General features: G+C 69.5%; 19 protein-coding genes. 11 read left to right on the top strand and 8 right to left on the bottom strand.

What is annotated here, in order from left to right:
* Positions 1 to 23: 23 nt before the first annotated feature.
* Both FPZ12_RS05950 and FPZ12_RS05945 read left to right on the top strand, forming a co-directional pair.
* Positions 24 to 527 carry a universal stress protein gene (locus FPZ12_RS05950; RefSeq protein ID WP_243769687.1) on the top strand — a complete coding sequence of 168 codons (504 nt, stop codon included), beginning with the start codon at positions 24 to 26 and terminating at the stop codon, positions 525 to 527.
* A 78-nt stretch (positions 528 to 605) separates the two neighbouring features.
* Positions 606 to 2,240 (top strand): LTA synthase family protein, encoded by a 1,635-nt coding sequence (locus tag FPZ12_RS05945; protein WP_243769686.1) that lies wholly within the window; start codon positions 606 to 608, stop codon positions 2,238 to 2,240.
* 3 nt (positions 2,241 to 2,243) lie between these two features.
* Here the strand turns inward: FPZ12_RS05945 and FPZ12_RS05940 are convergent, their stop codons facing one another.
* Positions 2,244 to 2,975, bottom strand: a complete 732-nt coding sequence (locus FPZ12_RS05940; protein ID WP_144748608.1) for an SDR family NAD(P)-dependent oxidoreductase — start codon at positions 2,973 to 2,975, stop codon at positions 2,244 to 2,246.
* 93 nt (positions 2,976 to 3,068) lie between these two features.
* On the opposite strand from FPZ12_RS05940, the gene FPZ12_RS05935 reads away from it, so the two are divergent.
* The 3 genes from FPZ12_RS05935 (at position 3,069) to FPZ12_RS05925 (ending at position 5,719) form a co-directional block, all read left to right on the top strand.
* Entirely contained in the window at positions 3,069 to 3,635 is a 567-nt protein-coding gene (locus tag FPZ12_RS05935) for a TetR/AcrR family transcriptional regulator (RefSeq protein ID WP_144748609.1), read from the top strand.
* Positions 3,628 to 4,476 (top strand): SDR family NAD(P)-dependent oxidoreductase, encoded by an 849-nt coding sequence (locus FPZ12_RS05930; RefSeq protein ID WP_144748610.1) that lies wholly within the window; start codon positions 3,628 to 3,630, stop codon positions 4,474 to 4,476. The genes FPZ12_RS05935 and FPZ12_RS05930 overlap by 8 nt, the downstream gene beginning before the upstream one ends.
* Before the next feature lie 112 nt (positions 4,477 to 4,588).
* Positions 4,589 to 5,719 (top strand): FAD-dependent monooxygenase, encoded by a 1,131-nt coding sequence (locus FPZ12_RS05925; protein ID WP_144748611.1) that lies wholly within the window; start codon positions 4,589 to 4,591, stop codon positions 5,717 to 5,719.
* Between the two features lie 187 nt (positions 5,720 to 5,906).
* Here FPZ12_RS05925 and FPZ12_RS05920 read toward each other — a convergent pair whose 3' ends face one another.
* Together FPZ12_RS05920 and FPZ12_RS05915 are read right to left on the bottom strand one after the other, a co-directional pair.
* A complete protein-coding gene (locus tag FPZ12_RS05920; protein ID WP_144748612.1) occupies positions 5,907 to 6,233 on the bottom strand; it encodes a putative quinol monooxygenase in 327 nt (108 codons plus the stop codon).
* A gap of 107 nt (positions 6,234 to 6,340) precedes the next feature.
* Positions 6,341 to 8,002 carry an MFS transporter gene (locus tag FPZ12_RS05915; protein WP_144748613.1) on the bottom strand — a complete coding sequence of 554 codons (1,662 nt, stop codon included), beginning with the start codon at positions 8,000 to 8,002 and terminating at the stop codon, positions 6,341 to 6,343.
* Positions 8,003 to 8,148: 146 nt separating this feature from the next.
* Between FPZ12_RS05915 and FPZ12_RS05910 the strand changes: the two genes are divergently transcribed.
* From FPZ12_RS05910 to FPZ12_RS05895, 4 genes are all read left to right on the top strand, one after another.
* Positions 8,149 to 8,601, top strand: a complete 453-nt coding sequence (locus tag FPZ12_RS05910; protein ID WP_144748614.1) for a MarR family winged helix-turn-helix transcriptional regulator — start codon at positions 8,149 to 8,151, stop codon at positions 8,599 to 8,601.
* Positions 8,602 to 8,693: 92 nt separating this feature from the next.
* Positions 8,694 to 10,004, top strand: coding sequence for an alpha/beta hydrolase (locus FPZ12_RS05905; RefSeq protein ID WP_144748615.1), 1,311 nt, complete (start codon positions 8,694 to 8,696; stop codon positions 10,002 to 10,004).
* A gap of 33 nt (positions 10,005 to 10,037) precedes the next feature.
* The gene (locus FPZ12_RS05900; RefSeq protein ID WP_144748616.1) at positions 10,038 to 10,454 is read left to right on the top strand and encodes a VOC family protein; all 417 of its coding nucleotides are present in this window, start codon (positions 10,038 to 10,040) and stop codon (positions 10,452 to 10,454) included.
* 72 nt (positions 10,455 to 10,526) lie between these two features.
* Positions 10,527 to 11,021, top strand: a complete 495-nt coding sequence (locus FPZ12_RS05895; RefSeq protein ID WP_144748617.1) for a helix-turn-helix transcriptional regulator — start codon at positions 10,527 to 10,529, stop codon at positions 11,019 to 11,021.
* Between the two features lie 157 nt (positions 11,022 to 11,178).
* Here the strand turns inward: FPZ12_RS05895 and FPZ12_RS05890 are convergent, their stop codons facing one another.
* Entirely contained in the window at positions 11,179 to 11,880 is a 702-nt protein-coding gene (locus tag FPZ12_RS05890) for a haloacid dehalogenase type II (RefSeq protein ID WP_243769685.1), read from the bottom strand.
* Between the two features lie 200 nt (positions 11,881 to 12,080).
* Here FPZ12_RS05890 and FPZ12_RS05885 point away from each other — a divergent pair, with 200 nt between their 5' ends.
* Together FPZ12_RS05885 and FPZ12_RS05880 are read left to right on the top strand one after the other, a co-directional pair.
* Positions 12,081 to 12,659 (top strand): hypothetical protein, encoded by a 579-nt coding sequence (locus FPZ12_RS05885; protein WP_144748619.1) that lies wholly within the window; start codon positions 12,081 to 12,083, stop codon positions 12,657 to 12,659.
* Positions 12,660 to 12,674: 15 nt separating this feature from the next.
* Positions 12,675 to 13,388, top strand: a complete 714-nt coding sequence (locus FPZ12_RS05880) for a YoaK family protein (RefSeq protein WP_144748620.1) — start codon at positions 12,675 to 12,677, stop codon at positions 13,386 to 13,388.
* Between the two features lie 131 nt (positions 13,389 to 13,519).
* Here the strand turns inward: FPZ12_RS05880 and FPZ12_RS45475 are convergent, their stop codons facing one another.
* From FPZ12_RS45475 to FPZ12_RS05860, 4 genes are all read right to left on the bottom strand, one after another.
* A complete protein-coding gene (locus FPZ12_RS45475; RefSeq protein WP_166462591.1) occupies positions 13,520 to 13,687 on the bottom strand; it encodes a hypothetical protein in 168 nt (55 codons plus the stop codon).
* A gap of 74 nt (positions 13,688 to 13,761) precedes the next feature.
* Positions 13,762 to 15,627 carry a glycoside hydrolase family 3 protein gene (locus tag FPZ12_RS05870; RefSeq protein ID WP_144748645.1) on the bottom strand — a complete coding sequence of 622 codons (1,866 nt, stop codon included), beginning with the start codon at positions 15,625 to 15,627 and terminating at the stop codon, positions 13,762 to 13,764.
* 355 nt (positions 15,628 to 15,982) lie between these two features.
* The gene (locus FPZ12_RS05865) at positions 15,983 to 16,870 is read right to left on the bottom strand and encodes an SAM-dependent methyltransferase (protein WP_144748621.1); all 888 of its coding nucleotides are present in this window, start codon (positions 16,868 to 16,870) and stop codon (positions 15,983 to 15,985) included.
* Between the two features lie 37 nt (positions 16,871 to 16,907).
* Complete coding sequence (locus FPZ12_RS05860) at positions 16,908 to 17,726, bottom strand: helix-turn-helix transcriptional regulator (protein ID WP_144748622.1); 819 nt, start codon at positions 17,724 to 17,726, stop codon at positions 16,908 to 16,910.
* Between the last annotated feature and the right edge of the window lie 79 nt (positions 17,727 to 17,805).

The following is a 17,805-nucleotide window of genomic DNA, read 5'->3' as shown; positions in this document are numbered from 1 at the left end:
CGCGCGCACCGATAATGGGTCTTGTGAGTGACGAGGCGACCGGTGCGCACCTGCTGGAGACGTACGGCCCGAAGTGGTCGCCGGGCCCGTTCGAACGCGGGACCGACGGGCCACACCTTGTCCTGGTGGGCGTCGACGGCTCCCCCACGTCGCTGCGCGCCGGCGCGTACGCCGCCGGGCTGGCGCGGCGGCAGAAGTCCCAGCTCGTGGTGGTCTTCGTGCTGACGCCGTCGGCGTGGGCGGGGATGACGCCCGGCCTGCTCGCGGGCGCCCAGGAGGAGACGTACGACGAGATGATCTCCGAGCTGCGGGAGCCGATCAAGCGCATGGCAGGCGAGTCCGGCGTGCCCGTCACCTTCCTCGTCCAGCGCGGGGACGCCTACCTCGAGCTGAAGAAGGCGGCCGTCGAGTACCGCGCGGATCTCGTGGTGGTCGGTGCCTCGGAGAGCGCGGGCCACCGTCTCGTCGGCTCGGTCGCGACGCGCCTGGTCAAGGCCGGGCTGTGGCCGGTCACGGTGGTCCCCTGACGCGCGATCGCGACTGAACCGGCCACGTCCGCGCTCCGTGTACACGGTCGACACCGCCTACACGGAAGGACCAGCGGCTTGTTCTCTCCGGAAATCCGCCGCGCCACCACCTGGGTGCTCACCGTTCTCGGTGGTTTGCTCATCGTGGCCGCGCTGGTCCTGCCGCCCGACCTGAACCTGCTGACCCCGCTCGCGTTCCTGCGCATCCCGGTGGAGGCGATCGCGGGGTTCGGCCTCGTGCTGCTGCTCCCCGGCCGTGCCCGCCGCGTGGTGGCGATCCTCGCCGGGGTGCTGCTCGCGCTGCTGACGGTCCTCAAGGTCACCGACATGGGGTTCAACGTCGCCTTCGAGCGGCCGTTCGACCTGGTCACCGACTGGAGCTTCTTCGGCCCCGCCTTCGACCTGCTGGAGAAATCGGCCGGGCACGCGGGGGCGATCGCCGAGGTGGCCGGGATCGGTTTGCTGGCGGTCGCTTTCACCGTCGCGCTGGTGTTCGCCGCGCTGCGCCTGACGAAACTCGCGGCGGGGCACCGGCGGACCGCTTTCCGCACCCTCGCGGTGCTCGCGGTGCTCTGGATCGGCTGCGCGGTGTCCGGCCTCCAGTTCGCCGAGAACCAGCCGATCGCCGCCCGCACCACCGCTTCCCTGGCCTACCACAACGCGATCCAGGTCGGCGCCGAGATCAAGGACCAGCGGCAGTTCGCGCAGGAGTCCAGTGTGGACGCTTACCGGAACACCCCACCCGACCAGCTGCTGACCGCCTTGCGGGGCAAGAACGTGCTGCTCGTGTTCGTCGAAAGCTACGGGCGGGTGGCCGTGCAGGGCTCGGACATCGCGCCGAAGGTGGATGCGGTGCTCGACGCCGGCACGAACAGCCTCCGCGCCGCGGGTTTCGACGCACGCAGCGGCTTCCTCACGTCGTCCACCACCGGCGGCGGCAGCTGGCTCGCACACTCCACTTTGGAATCCGGGCTGTGGATCAGCAACCAGAAGCGGTACACCACGGTCACTTCCAGCGACCGGCTCACCCTCGCCTCCGCCTTCCGCCACGCGGGCTGGCGCACCGTGAACGACCAGCCCGCGAACTTCGCCGACTGGCCCGAGGGCGATTTCTACGACTACAGCCAGCGCTACGACTTCCGCTCCATCGGCTACCAGGGCCCGGGCTTCGGCTACGCGAGCATGCCCGACCAGTTCGCGCTGGCGCAGCTTCAGCAGGCCGAACTGGCGAAGCCGGACCACCCGCCGGTGATGGCCGAGCTCGACCTGGTGTCCAGCCACTGGCCGTGGGCCCCGCTGCCGCGCATGGTGGGCTGGAACGAGCTCGGCGACGGCTCGGTGTTCAACCCCATGCCCGCGCAGGGAAAGACGACCGGCGAGGTGTGGTCCGACCCCGCGAAAGTCCGTGCGGCGTATGGGGATTCGATCGTCTACTCGCTCACCGCGCTGATCTCGTACCTGCAGACCTACGGCGACGACAACACCGTCATGGTCTTCCTCGGCGACCACCAGCCGAACACGGCCGTCACCGGTGGCGAGGCCGCGGGCAGGGACGTGCCGATCAGCATCGTCGCGAAGGATCCGGCGGTGCTCGACCGGATTTCGGGCTGGGGCTGGGATTCCGGCCTGCACCCCGGGCCGCGGGCACCGGTCTGGCCGATGAACGCCTTCCGCGACCGCTTCTTCGCCGCCTACAGCCCGAAATCTCCCTGACGCTCAGGCCGGTGGTGTGAAGCGCCCGTCGATCGCCGTCCAGCCGCCGTCCACGGTGAGCACCGAGCCGGTGACGAAACCGGCCGCGTCCGAAGCCAGGTACACCACTGCGCCGGCCAGCTCCTCGGGCCTCGACCAGCGGCCCAGCGCGCTCTTGGCGGCGTAGGCGTCGTACCACTCCGGATGGGCCTTGATCTGCGCGGTGAGCGGCGTTTCCACCACCCCGGGCGCGATGGCGTTGACCCGCACCCCGGACGGCCCGAACTCCGCCGCGGCCGTGCGCACCAGCTGGATGACCCCGGCTTTCGTTGCGGCGTAAGCGGATTGGCCCGGCTCGACGGTCTGCCCGCGAATGGAGGAGAACACCATGATGCTGCCGCTGCCCCGCCGGACCATCCGCGCGCCGAACGCCCGCAGCACCGTGAAGGTCCCCTTGAGGTTCAAGGAGATCACGCTGTCGAACTCCTCGGGCGCGTAGTCCAGGATCCGCTTGCGCACGTTCATCGCCGCGGTCAGCACGAGCACGTCGATCTCGCCGAACTGTTCGGCGAACCGCTCCACCGCGGCGGCGTCGGTGATGTCGAGCTCCAGCACACCGTCCGCCGGGGCCTTGTCCGCGGAGATCACCTCGGCGCCGTGCGCGGCCAGCGCCGCCGCGGCCTGCTGTCCGATCCCGCCAGCGCCGATCACGAGCGCGCGGCGGCCGTCGAGCCGGAAGAGCTTCTCGTAGTCCATCGATCCTCGCTTCGTCGAGAGGCAACCTCCCCAGCATCCCGCCGAGGTCAACCCCGGTTGCGGCGGACTGTAGCGATCGCTACAGTCGCGTTCGTGGCCACGAAGGACCGGATCCTGGACGTCGCCGAGCAGCTGATGAGCGAGAAGGGCTACGCGGGCACGTCCGTCGCGGCCGTCTGCAAGGCCGCCGAAGTGTCGGTGACCTCGCTGTACTGGCATTTCGGCAGCAAGGAGGGATTGCTCGCGTCGGTGATGGAACGCGGGGCCGACCGCTGGTTCGCCGCGCTCCCCCGCGGTGACGCCGACACGATGCTGGCCGAGGGCTCGAAGGCGGTCGCGGGTGACCCGCTCTTCCTGCGCCTGTGCTACCTGCTTTCCTTGGAAGCACAGGATGACGAGCGGGCTTCCGCGCTCGTGCAACGCGTGCGCGGGCAGGCGCACGAGTACTTCCGCGAGGTGATCACCACTGTCCTGGCCGCCGAACACCCGCCCGAATTCGCCAAGGCCGCGGCCGGGCGGCTGACCCCGTTCGCCGTCGCCTACTCCGACGGCTGCTTCTTCGCCAGCCAGGTCGAACCGGCGAAGACGGATCTCGAGCAGATGTACTCAGACCTCTTCGTCGCGCTGCGCGCACTGGCCAAGGAGCAGGCCCATGCCTGAAAAGACCGCACTGATCACCGGCGGCACCGGCGCGCTCGGCAGGCACACGGCCGGGCTCCTCGCCGACGCCGGCTGGTCGGTGATCGTCACCGGCCGCAACCCCGCGGCGCTGGCCGAGGCCACCGATGTCGGGCTGATCGGCAAGACGCTCGACCTCGGCTCACTGCGTGCCGTCCGTGAATTCGCCGCGAGCCTGCCGAAGCTGGACGCCGTCATCTGCAATGCCGGTATTCAAACGCCTTCCGGCACCAAGCGCACCGAAGACGGGTACGAGCAGACGTTCGCCGTCAACCACCTCGCGCATTTCCTGCTGGTGCACGAACTCCTGCCAGGGCTGGCGAACGCGCGGGTGATGTTCGTCGCCAGTGACACGCACGATCCGCGCAACCGCACCGGAATGCCGGCGCCCGAGTACACCGGCGCGCGCTCACTGGCCGAGGGCGAAGACGACGGCAACGGGCGGCGCCGCTACACCACCTCGAAACTGTGCAACGTGCTGGCGACGTACGAGTTCGCCCGGCGCGCCCCGGAAGGAGTCACCTTCAACGCTTTCGACCCCGGCCTCATGCCGGGCACCGGCCTTGCCCGCGAGTATCCGGGCGCCCTCGCGCTGGTGTGGCGTTACCTGCTCCCGGCGCTCATCGTGGTGCCCGGGGTCAACGCACACACCCCGCGCCGCTCGGCGCAGGCGCTGGCCCGGCTCGTGCTCGACCCGGCGCTGGCAGGCGTGAACGGCAAGTACTTCTCCGGCCTGCGCGAAATCCCTTCGTCGAGGGATTCCTACGACCGCGAAAAAGCCGCGGACCTCTGGGACGGCAGCCTCGAGCTGATCAAGACCTGAGAGTCGGCGCAAGGCATCCTCGCCTCAGGTTCCGCCATCGAGCAGCGCGGGTGACAAAACTCCGTCAGCGCGCGGTCAGCGTTCGGTCAGCACTCCCGGTGAACGTGAGGGCATGAACATTCTGATTTCCGGTGCCAGTATCGCCGGGCCCGCGCTCGCCTACTGGCTCGACCGCTACGGCTACTCCGTCACCGTCGTCGAACGGGCGCCCGAGCTGCGGCTCGGCGGGCAGGCCGTCGACTTCAAGGGCGCCACGCACCGGAAAGTGCTGGCCGAAATGGGGATACTCGAGGACGTGCGGCGGCGCCAGACCGGCGGCCGCGACCAGACGATCGTGAACGCCGAAGGAAAACCATTGGCGGTGATCCCCGGTGAATTCACCGGCGGGGAAATCGAAATCGCCCGCGGCGACCTGTCCGAACTGCTTTACGAACGCACGAAGGACCGTTGCGACTACCGGTTCGGTGACTCGATCGCCTCGCTCACCGAGACCGCCGACGGCGTGCACGTCACCTTCGAAAAGGGGCCGCCAGAGACTTTCGACCTGGTCGTCGGCGCGGACGGCATCCACTCGAACGTCCGCCGCCTCGCCTTCGGCCCCGAGGACGACTACGTCACCCACCTCGGCTATTACTACTGCCTCGCCGACCTCGGCGACACCGGCCGCGACGCCCAGATGTACAACGAACCGGGCCGGATGGCGGCGGTCGGCGGCCCGAAGGCGCCCGCGTTCTTCGTGTTCGCGGCGCCCGAGACCGACTTCGACCGGTACGACACCGATCAGCAGAAGAAGCTGCTGATCGATGCCTATCGCGGCGCGGGCTGGCGCCTGCCCGAGCTGATCGCGAAGGTCCCCGCCGCGGGTGAGTTCTACCTGGACTCGCTCAGCCGGACCACCGTCGAGCACTACAGCAAGGGCCGCGTGGTGCTACTCGGCGACGCCGCCTACGGCAACACCCTCGGCGGCTTCGGCACCGGGCTGGCCGTCGTCGGCGCCTACGTGCTGGCAGGCGAACTGCACGCCGCGAACGGCGACCACCGCGTGGCCTTCCAGCGGTACGAGGACGGGTTCCGGGAGTACGCCAAGATCGCCCGCCGCGGCAGCGCCGGCCCGTTCCTCGCCCCGCCCAGCCGCCTGCGGATGAAGCTGCGCGACTGGACGTTCAAGTCCCGCTTCCTGCTCGGCCTCATGCTGAAGATGACGGACAAATTCGCCAACGAGATCGAACTGCGCGAGTACTAGGGGGCGTCCTCAAAGCCTCATTCGCGCTCTTGGCGCCCAGGCGGCCCCTGGCGGGCACCGCGGATTCACCCGAGTACAACCCGGTACGAGGGAGAATCCCCGGCACCACCAGGAACCACCTGGATCACCAACCCCATCGACCAGGCTTTGAGGACACCCCCTAGCCACGGCGGGCGGTGCGGTGCGGCTAAATCGCCCCTTGGCCGTCTTCGCCGTCGGGGAGGGCGGCCAGGGTGCGCACGTCCAGGGGCTTGGTCAGCAGGCCCTTCAGTGTCTTGCCCAGTTCGGCGAGGGCGGGAGCCTTGCTGTGGGTGCGGAGCGCGTCGGCGGAGGCCCACTTCTCCACCATCACGAACGTCCTCGGGTTGGCGGCGTCCCGGTGCAGGGCGTAGCGCAGGCAGCCCGGCTCGGCGTGCACGGCGCGCACCGCGTTCCGCAGCGCCTGCTCGACCTTCTCCTCGTTGCCTTCGGCCGCTTCGATCGTCGCCACCACTACCAGGCTTCCGTCGGACACGTGTCACTCCTCGTTTCGCCGTTGAACCGTCCTGATCATGACACCCGGGACCGTTCCCGATCAACGTTCGCGGTGACGCGGTGCCCGCGGGGACGACGCCGTGATCCTCAGTCCCGCAACGACTCTTCGGTGACCATCGGCCGGTTCGCGCCACCTCGCAAAACCGCCGCCGCAAGGAAGGCGGCCACCAGAGCGGCCACGCCGCACACCACGTACCCGATCGAATAGGCGTGGTCGAGCGCGTGGAAGGCGACGTCCTTGAGCGGGTTCACCGAGGCGGGCACCGCGTTCGCGCCCAGCGGGCCGGAGTTCACCGCACCGACGGCCGCCTCGACCGTCGCGCGCTCGGCCTCGGGCGCCTTCGCCGGCGCGGCGTTGAACGCGGCCATCGCCGACTGCAGCGAAGGACTTCCGGCGATCTTGGCCTGGATCGCCGAGGCGGCGTTGCTCAGCGCGATCGCGCCCACGACCGCGGGCCCGAGCGTGAACCCGAAGTCCCGCAACTGACTCGTCGTCCCGGAAGCCATGCCCGCCAGGTGGTTCGGCACCGTGTTCACGGCGACCGCGGTGACCCCGGACAGCGCGAAGGCGAACCCGACACCGATCAGCACCAGCGGCGCGACGATCGGCAGCAGCGCCAGATCCGTCACCGAACGCGTGGCGATCCAGACGTCGCCGATCCCGATCAGCAGGAACCCGCCGCCGAGCGCACAGCGCGGGTTGTAGTGATGGATCACCCGCGCGGTCAACGGCATCAGCACGAGCGCGAACCCTTGCAGCAGCACGAAGGCGACCGCGGTCTTCATCGGCGAGAAGTCCTGGATCGCGGACAGCCGGATGCTCGTCGAGTAGGCCGTGCCGAGGAAGGCGAACATCCCGACCACGGTCACCACGGAGTTCGTCGCGAAGGCCCGGTTGCGGAACAGGTCCAGCCGCAGCAACGGCGCCGGGGACCGCCGTTCGGCGACGATGAACGACGCGAAGAACACCACGGCCACGACGAACCCGCCGATCACCCAGGGATCGGACCAGCCGGCCGTCGAGCCCTGGATCACCGCGAACAGCAGGGCGAACAACGAGACCGCGATGGTGATCTGCCCCGGCCAGTCCAGCGAACGCCCTTCCGGCGCCGAGGAATTCTGCGCCGTGCACGCGACCGCGGCACTGATCAGCGCCAGCACGCAGACCGCGACGAACGCCCACCGCCACGTCGCGTACGGGTCGTCGCCCCAGCTGATCTTCGTCACCAGCCCGCCCAGCAACGGTGAGATGAACCCGCCGGAGGACAGCGCCGCGGCCCAGATCGCGATGCCGCGCGCCCGGCCGCGCACGGTGTGCGTGCCCGCCGCGACCATCGCCAGCGTCGTCGGGAACAGCACCGCCGCCCCGATCCCGGCCAGCGCCTGGCCGATCCAGAGCACCGCCACCCGCGCGTCCGTGGAGACACCCGCGCCCGGGGTGAGCACGCTGACGATCTCGCCGAGCGCGAGCAGCAGGCTGCCGCCGATGAGCAAACGCTTGCGGCCGAACAGATCCCCGAGCACACCGAAGGTCAGCTCCAGCAGCGTGACCGGGACGAGGAACGCGTCGGAGATCCAGGTCAGCTGCGCCGACGTGGTGCCGAGATCCTCCTGGAACAACCCGTTGAGCACGGCGGGAATGGCGAGCCCGACCTGCGCCACGCACACGGCTATCGCGGTGGCGACCTGGGTGCCGACGGTCAGCGTCGGAGTGTGGATCGCCCTGCGGGCGCCGATCGTGGTGCTCATGAAACCTCCACGGTGAGATCCAGGCGCCGCGAAACATACAGGGATCCTGTCCATTCCTTCACCGGGCGAAACCGGATCGTGACCGCATGCGCCAGGAATGTCCGTATTCGCGGCGGTGCGCGCCCCCGCGCCCGCGATCGGCCACCATGGACACCGTGCCGACCCAGTCCTCGCCACCGAGCCTGCTGTACCTGATCAAGCAGCTGGAGCTGGCCGTGCGTGCGCGCCTCGACGAGACGCTCCGGCCCGCCGCGCTGACCTCCCTGCAGTACACGGCGCTGACCGTGCTGGAACGGCGGGAAAACCTGACCACCGCCGAACTCGCCCGCAACTCCTTCGTCACCGACCAGACGATGGCGGGCATGGTCACCGCGCTCGAACAGCGCGGGTTCATCGAACGCGAGGACGACGCGAACGACCGGCGACGGCGGGTGATCCGGCTGACCCCGGCGGGCCGCCGCGTGCTCGCCCGGTTCCGCGGGCCCGTCGCGGCCATCGAGGAGCAGATGATCTCCGGCCTCGGCCCGCACGAGTCCGACGAGTTCCGGCATTACGTCGGCTTGTGCCACGCGGCGCTGTCGGACCGTCCCCCGCACTGACAGAAATACAGGAATCCTGTACAAGCCGCGTCCCCCGTGGCACTCTGCCCGCGTACCTCTCTCGTGCGGCGTGGCCAGGAAGGGGAACGGTCATGTGGGGCAAGAAAATCGGCACCGTGGCGGCGATCGCGGCGGTGCTGTGCGGATTCACGGTACCGGCACAGGCCGCGGACCAGCACCACACCGGCACCCTGCCCGACGGCGCGACCTGGGTGGCCGACGTGCCGGACGGCTGGAACGGCACGATCATCTTGTACAGCCACGGTTTCGGCCCGCTCACCGCGCAGGACGCCCCGGACGACGCGACCCGCGACGCGTTGCTCGACCGCGGCTACGCGCTCGTCGGCTCGTCCTACTCCGGGCCGTCGTGGTGGGCACTGGATTCGGCCGTCCGCGACCAGTTCGATTCGTTGCGGGCCCTGGAAAATCTCATCGGGCAGCCGCGGCGCACCCTCGCGTGGGGCACGTCGATGGGCGGGCTCGTCAGCGCGCTGGAGTCCGAAGACGGCGGGCACCGCATCGACGGCACCCTCACCACCTGCGGCCTCGTCGCGGGTGCGCTGAACCTCGACGACTACCAGCTGAACGGCGAGTATGCGCTTTCCCACCTGCTCGCCCCAGACGTGCCGGTGAAGCTGGTGAACTACGACAGCACCGCCGACGCGACGGCCGCGGCCGCGACACTGGCCGGCGTGGTGGGCGGCGCGCAGGCCAGTCCGCAGGGCCAGGCCAGGACGGCACTGGGGGCGGCATTGTTCAACGCGCCGACGTGGTTCACCGGCGCGACCCCGCCGGCGGACTACCACGAGCAGGAAGCCCAGCAGGCACAGCAGCTCACCTCCTTCGTGCTCGGGTTCATGATGACCGGCCGCTACCAGGTCGAACTGGCGGCGGGCGGCAACAGCTCCGGCACCGCCGGCGTGGACTACCGCGCTGTGTTCGCGCGCAGCAGCCACGCCGCCCAGGTGCGGGCGCTGTACCGCGAGGCTGGTCTGGACCTCGACGCGGACTTGGCGAAGCTGACCCGCGACGCGAACATCCACGCCGACCCGGTGGCCACCGTGCGCCTCGCCCGCACCTCGATGGCGACCGGCAGGCTGCGCGTGCCCGAGCTGGACATCCACACCGTCGCCGACCAGCTCGTCCCGGTGGAGCAGGAGAACTGGTACGGGCACCAGGTGGCGGCCGCGGGAAGCGCTTCCCGGCTGTGGCAGGCATACGTGCAGGCGAGCGGGCACTGCGCGTTCACCACCGCGGAAACCCTTGCCGCACTGAACGCACTGGAGCACCGCGTCCAAACAGGACAGTGGGACGGCGAGACCGAACCGGCCGCACTGAACGCGGCGACGGGCGGCACCGGACGTTACGTGGACTTCCGGGTGCCCCCGCTGGTCGGCGCTTGACCTCCAGCGTTGTCGAGGTTTTAGCCTGCGGTCATGAACGAATGGCCGAAGGGGTTGCGGGTGACGCAGGTGCGGGTGGCCCGGCCCACCGACCGGCTCGCCGAGGTGGTCGAGTTCTATTCGGGCTGCCTCGGCCTGCCGGAGCTCTACCGCTTCATCGGGCACGCCGGGTACGACGGCGTGCTGCTCGGCCTGCCCGGCGTCGGCCACCACCTGGAGTTCACGTCCCATGTGGACGGTAGCCCGTGCCCGGCGCCGACCGCCGAAAACCTGCTCGTGCTGTATTTCGATGGCGAGTCGGCGATGTACGAAACCGTGGCGAGGCTGGGCGACGCCGGGCACGAGCCGGTGCCGCTGGAAAACCCCTACTGGGCGGAGAACGGCGCGCTCGGTTTCGCCGATCCCGACGGCTGGCTCGTCGTGCTGGTGCCGCGGCCCGCGCTCCACTGAACCCCTTCGAGCGTCACCCGGACGGGCCTTTCATGATCGTCACCGGGCCCGGCCCGCCGTAGGGTCGCTCGCGTGCAGACGGTCAACTATGTGGGCGAACGCGCCCACCACGAGCAGTTCGCCGAGAAACTCGCGAAAACGGCCGTCGAGCACGTCGTGCTGATCGACGGCGGCTGCGAGGACCTCGTGCCCCGTTTCCGGGAGGTCCGGACCACCCGCCCCGGCGCGTCGATCTTCCTGCTGGCCTGCCGGGAGGACGAGGTCGCCCCGGAGGACTGGGCCGCGCTGCGGAGCACTGTCCAAGGTGTACTCCGCTGTGACGCCTCGCCCCGGGTCCTGACCGCGGGCGACGCCATCGCGCCACTGCTCCCCCGCCTGACACAGGACCAGATCAACGTGGTGGCTTGCGCCGCCGGCGGGCTCTCCATCGAGGCGACGGCCGCCGCGCTGGACGTTCCGGTGCGGGTGGCACAGTCGGCGCTGGACTCGGCGTGCACCCGGCTCGGCGCCCGGAACCGGGCCCATGCCGTGGCGCTGGCGATCCGCCACGGCTACGACCTCGGGTAACAGCAACGACCTCTGGTAGCAGCTACCGCCTTGGAAGGTGGCGCAGCCACGACCTTGGCCACCAGCTACCGCCTCGGAGGGTGGCGGCTACGACCTCGGCCAGCAGCTTCCGCCTGGGCCACCAGCTACCGCCTCGGAGGGTGGCGGCTACGGCCCCCTAGCAGCCCAGGCGGTCGGCGAGCTCGGTGAAATCGCCTGCGGTGACGTCCACTTCGACCTCGCCAGGGCGATCCGCGCCGTGCGGGCCCTTTTCCCGGGGCCGCTCGACGAAAGCGGTGCCGAGTCCGGCCGCGCGGGCACCGTCGAGATCCCAGCTGTGGCAGGCCACCATCAGCACCTCTTCCGACCGCACGTCGAGCAGCTCCGCGGCGGTCAGGTACGGCTCCGGCGCCGGCTTGTACCGACGAGCCAGTTCCGCGGACAGCACGCAGTCGAACGGCAGGCCCGCGGCCTTGATCAGGTTGGTGAGCAAGGAAAACCCGCCGTTGGACAGCGCAGCGACCACGTATTTCTCTCGCAACCGCGCCAGCCCCGGGACGGAGTCCGGCCAGGCCGGCAGCCGGTGCCACGCCCGGACGAGCGCACGGCGCACGTCCTCCGGGAAGTCCAGCCCGCGTTCGGCGAGCAACTCGTCCAGCGACTCCCTGTGCAGGGTGTCGAGGTACGTCCAGCCCCGCTCGCCGTCGTTCACCCGGCGCATCGACGGCAGGTAGCGGCCCCGCCAGTCGTCGGCGACGGCCTCGGCGTCCAGCGAAACCCCCTGCGCCGCGGCGATTTCCGCGACCTGCTCCGCGACGCCGGTCCGCCAGTCCACCGTGGTGCCGAAGATGTCGAAAGCCAGAACGCGGTACTCGGGCATCGCCCCTCCTTGTCCACTGTGGACCTCGATCGGCCGTGTCCCCGCCATCCTGACAGTGGAGTCGACATCTCGACAAGCCGTCGCCCCTATGCCCGGCGTTTCGGACAGCGGAGCATGATCGAACTTCTCGGCTGAACACGCAACCGTGCACGCGTCCCGTGCGTCGGACTCTCCGGGATCAGTGTCGAGAAAGGGCTTTCATGCGGGTTCTGTGGTGCGCGGTGCTGGCCGGCCTGGTGGTGTTGACGAGCACCTCGTGCACGAGAGCGACCACGGGCGACGCCGTCGCGGCCACCGTCTCGCTGAAGCCGGCGGCGCCGGTCACGGTGGCCACCCTGCACCTCCAGCCGCCCGCCGGGACCCGTTACACGGCAAGCACTCCCAACGGCACCTTCGACGGGTGCATCGCCTCGGCCACCACCGCGTGCGTGGTGCGGGTGGTCGACCTGCGTACCCCGCCCGCCGGATACGCCGAACCGAGCGCGAAACGCCAGTTCGGCTGGTACCCGGCGAACGACACGCCACTGTGCGTCACCCAGACGCTGGTGCCCGGCTCGGCGGCGACCGGCAGCACCCTGGTCAAATCCGGACTGGCGCCGATCGGATCCAAGAAGGCCGACTACGCGCAGTGGCAGGTCACCTGCCAGGACGGCCGCCAGAACGGCTCGGTCCGGATGTGGTGGCTGCCGATGAGCAAGATTCTCGTCGTCCAGTACAACGGCACCCCGACGGTGGACGCGCAGGTCGACCAGATGCTCGCGGCGGCAACCTTCGACTGAGTACCGTCCGGCCGCATGGAAGCTGACGAGCGGCCTTCGGTGGCGAGGGATTACTTCTCGGGTCCCGAACACGGGCCGTTGCCCGCACTGCTGCTGGTATTGACCGTCACGACGGGGCTGATCGACGCGGTGAGCGTGCTCGCGCTGGGCCGGGTGTTCGTGGCGAACATGACCGGCAACGTGGTGTTCACCGGCTTCGCGCTCGCCGGCGCGCCGGGATTCGTGCTGGACGCGTCTCTCGTGGCGCTGGCCGGGTTCCTTGTCGGCGCATTCGTGGGCGGGATCGCGATCGGGCGCTGGGGCGGGCATCGCGGTGCCCTGCTGCGGAACGTCACGAGCCTGCAGTTCGTGCTGCTGACCATCGCCCTGATCGTGATGCTCGTGGGCGATCCCCTCGGCGCCGCGCCGCGCGACGTGGTGCTGGCGTGCGCCGGAATGGCTTTCGGGCTGCAGAACGCCGGGGCGCGCAAACTGGCCGTCCCGGACATCACGACCACCGTGCTCACCATGACGCTCACCGGTGTGGTGGCCGACCTCCGCGCCCGGAACACACGGGTGCTCCTGCGCCGCGCGCTGTCCGTCGTCTGCATGCTCGCCGGGGCGATCGTGGGAGCACTGCTGGTGGTGCACAACTCGCCGACGATGGCGCTCGGGCTCGCCGACCTGCTGGTCGCTGTGGTGGCGGCTGTCGCCGCGGCGGTGAGCGTGCGCCCGGCACCCTGGCACTGAGACCCGGTCAGGCCGGCTCGAGGTTCCGCAGGTACAGGGTGCTCAGGGAACGGACGTATCCCGCGCCGCCCCGACGCGCGGCACAAGATGGGCCAGCTCAACGTGGTCGTGCTGGCCACCTCGATGGACGGCTACCAGGTGGCGCTCACGCTGGCCGAGATCGACCCGGAGTTCTGGAGAGCCCGACGCTCGTCGTGCCGGGGGACAGCCGGGCGAGCCGGGATCTCGGACAGCACCTCGTGCGCCGGGCACCCACGCGCGTCCAGCTCGGCGAGCCGGATCACCCGCTCGCACAGCACGTCACCGGAGTACCGGAAAGGACCGCATCCGCTCCGGCGCCCAAGGGGCGGGCACCGGAGCGGAGGACGGGTTCCTACCGGCGGGTGGTGAGCCCGTAGCTGTACGGGAACAGCGGATCGTAGTTCTTGTCGCCGATGTTGATCGGCTCCTGAGCTTCACTGCGCGGCCAGGTCACCGAGAGCTTGCCGGTGAACTGCTTCTTGCCGAACAGCACGTCCGCCACGCCGGCGCCCTCGCTGCCGGGCAGCCACGACATCACGAAAGCGTCCATCTTGGACAGTTCGTCGGTCACGATCTGCGGGCGGCCTGCCACATCGAGCACCACACACGTCTTGATCGCGCCGCACACCTTGTCGATGTTGGCCCGGTCGGCGTCCGAGATGTTCAGCGTGTGCCCGTTCCCGACGTCACCGACGCCCTCGGCGTACGGCGTTTCGCCGATCACCACGACACCCACGTCCGAACCGGCCGTCGGCGCGGAGGCGTCGGCGCTGTAGGTGACGTTCTTGGCGACCTGCTGGATCCCTTGCAGGATGGTGGTTCCCGGGATCGTGTTGCCGGACTGGCCCTGCCACGTGACCGTCCAGCCACCGGCCTGGTTGCCGATGTCGTTCGCGTTGACGCCGGCCACGTAGATCTTCTGCGAGGCCTTCAAGGGCAAGGCGTTGTTCGAGTTCTTCAGCAGCACCTGGGACTCCGCGACCGCCTGGCGCGCCACGGAACGGTGCGCCGCCGACCCGACGGTGCCGATGTTCGTCCGGTCCGTGTAGGGGTGTTCGAACAGCCCCATCTCGAACTTGGCCTTCAGGATGCGGCTGACCGCGTCGTTGATCCGCGACATCGAGACCCGGCCCGCCTGCACCTCGGCGAGCAGCGCCTGCTCGAACTGCGGCGCGGAATTGGGCTCCATGAACATGTCGATGCCCGCGTTGACCGCCGTGCGCACCTGTGTCGCGTAGTCGCCCGGCAACTGGTGGATCGCTTCCCAGTCACTGATCAGGAAGCCGTCGAACCCGATCTTCTGCTTGAGCACGTCGGTCAGCAGTTCCTTGTTCGCGCTCATCTTGACCGGGGTGGAGTCCGCCCGGTCGGTCCACTGCACGCTCGAGAACGACGGCATGATGCTGCCGACGTCGTGCTGCTGCACCGCCGTCACGTACGGGGCGAGGTCGACTTGCTGGAAGTGCTGCCAGTCGGTGATCGTCACGCCCTGGTCGATGGTGTAAGTGCCGCTGGTGGAGGTGCCGAAGGTGGTGTCACCGTCGCCCGCGTAGTGCTTGGCGGTGGCCAGTACGCGGTCCGGTTTCGCGAGGTCCGAGGAGCCGTTGCCCTGGAACCCATCGATCGCGGTTTCCATCTGCTGCACCAGTTTCGGGTCCTCGCCGAAACTTTCGTAGGTGCGGCCCCAGCGCTCGTCGCGGGTGACGCAGACGCAGGGCGCGAACACCCACTGCGGGCCCGTGGCCCTGGTTTCGGTGGCGGTGATGTGCTCGACGTCCGCGACCAGCTTCGGGTCACGGGTGGCGCCGAGCGCGACGTTGTGCGGGAAGATCGTGGCGCCGACCATGTTCCCGTCCCCGTGCACGGAGTCGATGCCGTACAGGATCGGGATGTGCAGCCGCGTGGCGAGCGCGGCCTTCTGGTAGCCGTCGACCATGTCGGCCCAGGCTTCCGGCGTGTTCTCCGCGGGCGTCGAACCGCCGCCGGAGAGCACCGACCCCAGCCCGAGTGTGGTGATCTGGGACTGGTCGGCGTCGATCGCGCCGCGTTCGGCCTGGGTCATCTGGCCGATCTTCTCGGTCAGGGTCATCCGGCCCAGCAGGTCGGAAACCCGTTGCGCCACAGGCAATCGTGGGTTGAGGTACGCCGGGGTCCGGCTGTCGGTACTGGCGACGGCAGCTACGGGTATCGAGCTGACGACCAGCGCGGCGGCGGCCATCGCGAGGGCGCGCCGGAACTGCTTTCTTCTCACACGATCCTCCTTGATCGCGCATTTCGCGCATGACGACAACAGCCGCGTCGGGGTCGGTGCGGCCGGTTCGAAACGGGAGAACGAGCCGGGTTACGGCGACGTGCCGGCGGGCACGCTGAGGGCGGTGCTCGTCATCGAGACTCCCTTCACCCGGCGAAGAGCTATGTTGCGGATCACAACATATTTCACAACGGGACCGGACGGAAGGGGCCAAAAGATGTATCCGCAAACAGGTCCAGTCCAGGTCACCGTCCGCGATCGCGGACACGATACGTGACCGCTTTCCCCGAAATGATCAAATATCCGGGTGTCCACAAAGGACTCAGGGGTTGCGGGCGACGCCCCCGCGGTAGATCATCTTCGCCTCGTCGCCGCCCCACCACGGCTCGCCAGGGGGCAGGTCGCGGGTGTCTTCCTCCCACCACGGCTCCACCGAACGATCGGGCCGCGGCCGCCACAGCCCGGTCCAGGTGAGCCCCGGCTCCAGCAGTTCCCAGTCGCCGAAGAACCGCAGGATCTCTTCGTCGGTGCGCAGATGCGACGGGTTCGTGGTGTGCCCGTAGTTCCGGGTGACCTCCTGCAACCCCTCGTCCTCGCGGTCCTCGAGGGCGTGGGTCAGCACGAGCAAACTGCCCGGCGCCAGCTTGCGGCGGTAGTAGGCGAGCGGGATCTCCGGCTCGTCCTCGGGCAGCATGAAGTGCAGCAACGCGGTGACGAGCAGGCACACCGGCTGCTCGGGGTCGATCAGCCCGGTGGCGAGCACCCGCCGCCACAGTTGCCCGTACGCGAAATAGTCGGCCAGCAGGGCCTGATGCCGCTCGGGGTCGGCCTCGTCCCCCAGCAGGATCTCCGAATGCGCGTTGGCGATCAGCTCGTTGTCCACATAGACGACGTGCGCCTTGGCCTCGGGCGCGAAGCGGTCGGCGACCTGGTGCGCCTGGCCGTGGCTCGGCAGCCCGGAGCCGATGTCGACGAACTGGCGCACGCCCAGCTGCAGTGCCGTCTCCACGGCCCGGCCGATGAACCGGCGGTTCTCCCGCATCGCGGCCTGCATGTTCGGCAGCAGTCCGCTCTGGTCGTCGCCGAAGACGCGGTCGATGGCGTAGTTGTTGGGACCGCGGCCGCCGAGCATGTAGTCGTAGATGCGCGCCGAGCTGGCCTTGTCCAGGTGCAGTTGGAGCTTGTCCACCCGGTCCCCGTCTTCGCTCATGGCCGCCACGATATCCCGCCATGCTGTGCGGCCGCCGTCAGCGGAGAAGACCCAGCTTCTCGATGTCCTGCTCGCCCGAGGGCAGGAACACGACCAGCTGCTGCTGATCGTCGTCGGCCGCGGCGAGCTTGACGTAGTCGAGGTCGAGCCGTCCGGCGACGGGATGGCGAAAACGTTTGCGCGCCGCGCGGAACCGGCGCACGTCGTGGTCTTCCCACAGTTCACCGAATTTCGGGCCGGCCTGCCGCAGCGCTTCGACGACCTCGGGCCCGCGCGGGTCCTTCGGGTACCGGGCCAGGTTCGCGCGCAGCTGCCCGACGAGCTGCCGCGCCTCGCTCTGCCAGTCGGGGAACAGGGCGGCGACATCGGGATCGGTGAACAGCAGCCAGAGACCGTTGCGCTCAGCGGCGGGCCGGTGGTCCAGGCCACCGAGCAACGCCCCGTAGGCCTCGTTGTGGCAGAGGATGTCCCACCAGGGGTTGATCACATATGCCGGGTTCGGCTGCAGCGTGCCGACGAGACGGCGCAGCATTCCGTCCACGTGCGGCCGACCGGGATCCTCGGCGGGCAGCGCGAGCCCGGCGAGGGTGAACAGGTACGTGCGCTCGGGCGGTGGCATCCTGAGCGTGCGGGCGAGGCTGTCGATCACCTGCCTGCTGACGCTGATGTCGCGAGCCTGTTCGAGCCAGGTGTACCAGGTGAGGCTGACGCCGGACAGCTGCGCCAGTTCCTCCCGCCGCAGGCCCGGGGTGCGTCGCCGGGGGCCCGGCGTGAGCCCGAGGGAGACCGGGTCGGTGGCCTCACGCCGGGATCGCAGGAAGGCCGCGAGTTCTTTGCGCTGCACCATGTCCGCCATCGAACCCTCCTCGGTGCCGCTCAGCCTGGTGCCGGATATACCAGCATGATTCCCTGCCTGTACCAGGTTCGGCTCCCGG

Origin of the sequence: Amycolatopsis acidicola (assembly GCF_007713735.2) — a bacterium.
Classification (GTDB): domain Bacteria; phylum Actinomycetota; class Actinomycetes; order Mycobacteriales; family Pseudonocardiaceae; genus Amycolatopsis_E; species Amycolatopsis_E acidicola.
Note: the sequence above shows the minus strand (reverse complement) of the source record. Positions and strands in the feature narration are given on the sequence as shown.

Bases quoted from the DNA above. Each gene is read 5' to 3' on its own strand.
- FPZ12_RS05930 (WP_144748610.1), top strand. From the start codon at position 3,628: ATGCCTGAAAAGACCGCACTGATCACCGGCGGCACCGGCGCGCTCGGC.
- FPZ12_RS05880 (WP_144748620.1), top strand. From the start codon at position 12,675: ATGGAAGCTGACGAGCGGCCTTCGGTGGCGAGGGATTACTTCTCGGGT.
- FPZ12_RS05870 (WP_144748645.1), bottom strand. From the start codon at position 15,627: ATGGCCGCCGCCGCGCTGGTCGTCAGCTCGATACCCGTAGCTGCCGTC.
- FPZ12_RS05860 (WP_144748622.1), bottom strand. From the start codon at position 17,726: ATGGCGGACATGGTGCAGCGCAAAGAACTCGCGGCCTTCCTGCGATCC.
- FPZ12_RS05900 (WP_144748616.1), top strand. From the start codon at position 10,038: ATGAACGAATGGCCGAAGGGGTTGCGGGTGACGCAGGTGCGGGTGGCC.
- FPZ12_RS05890 (WP_243769685.1), bottom strand. From the start codon at position 11,880: ATGCCCGAGTACCGCGTTCTGGCTTTCGACATCTTCGGCACCACGGTG.
- FPZ12_RS05910 (WP_144748614.1), top strand. From the start codon at position 8,149: ATGGACACCGTGCCGACCCAGTCCTCGCCACCGAGCCTGCTGTACCTG.
- FPZ12_RS05915 (WP_144748613.1), bottom strand. From the start codon at position 8,002: ATGAGCACCACGATCGGCGCCCGCAGGGCGATCCACACTCCGACGCTG.
- FPZ12_RS05905 (WP_144748615.1), top strand. From the start codon at position 8,694: ATGTGGGGCAAGAAAATCGGCACCGTGGCGGCGATCGCGGCGGTGCTG.
- FPZ12_RS05865 (WP_144748621.1), bottom strand. From the start codon at position 16,870: ATGAGCGAAGACGGGGACCGGGTGGACAAGCTCCAACTGCACCTGGAC.
- FPZ12_RS05925 (WP_144748611.1), top strand. From the start codon at position 4,589: ATGAACATTCTGATTTCCGGTGCCAGTATCGCCGGGCCCGCGCTCGCC.
- FPZ12_RS05885 (WP_144748619.1), top strand. From the start codon at position 12,081: ATGCGGGTTCTGTGGTGCGCGGTGCTGGCCGGCCTGGTGGTGTTGACG.
- FPZ12_RS05940 (WP_144748608.1), bottom strand. From the start codon at position 2,975: ATGGACTACGAGAAGCTCTTCCGGCTCGACGGCCGCCGCGCGCTCGTG.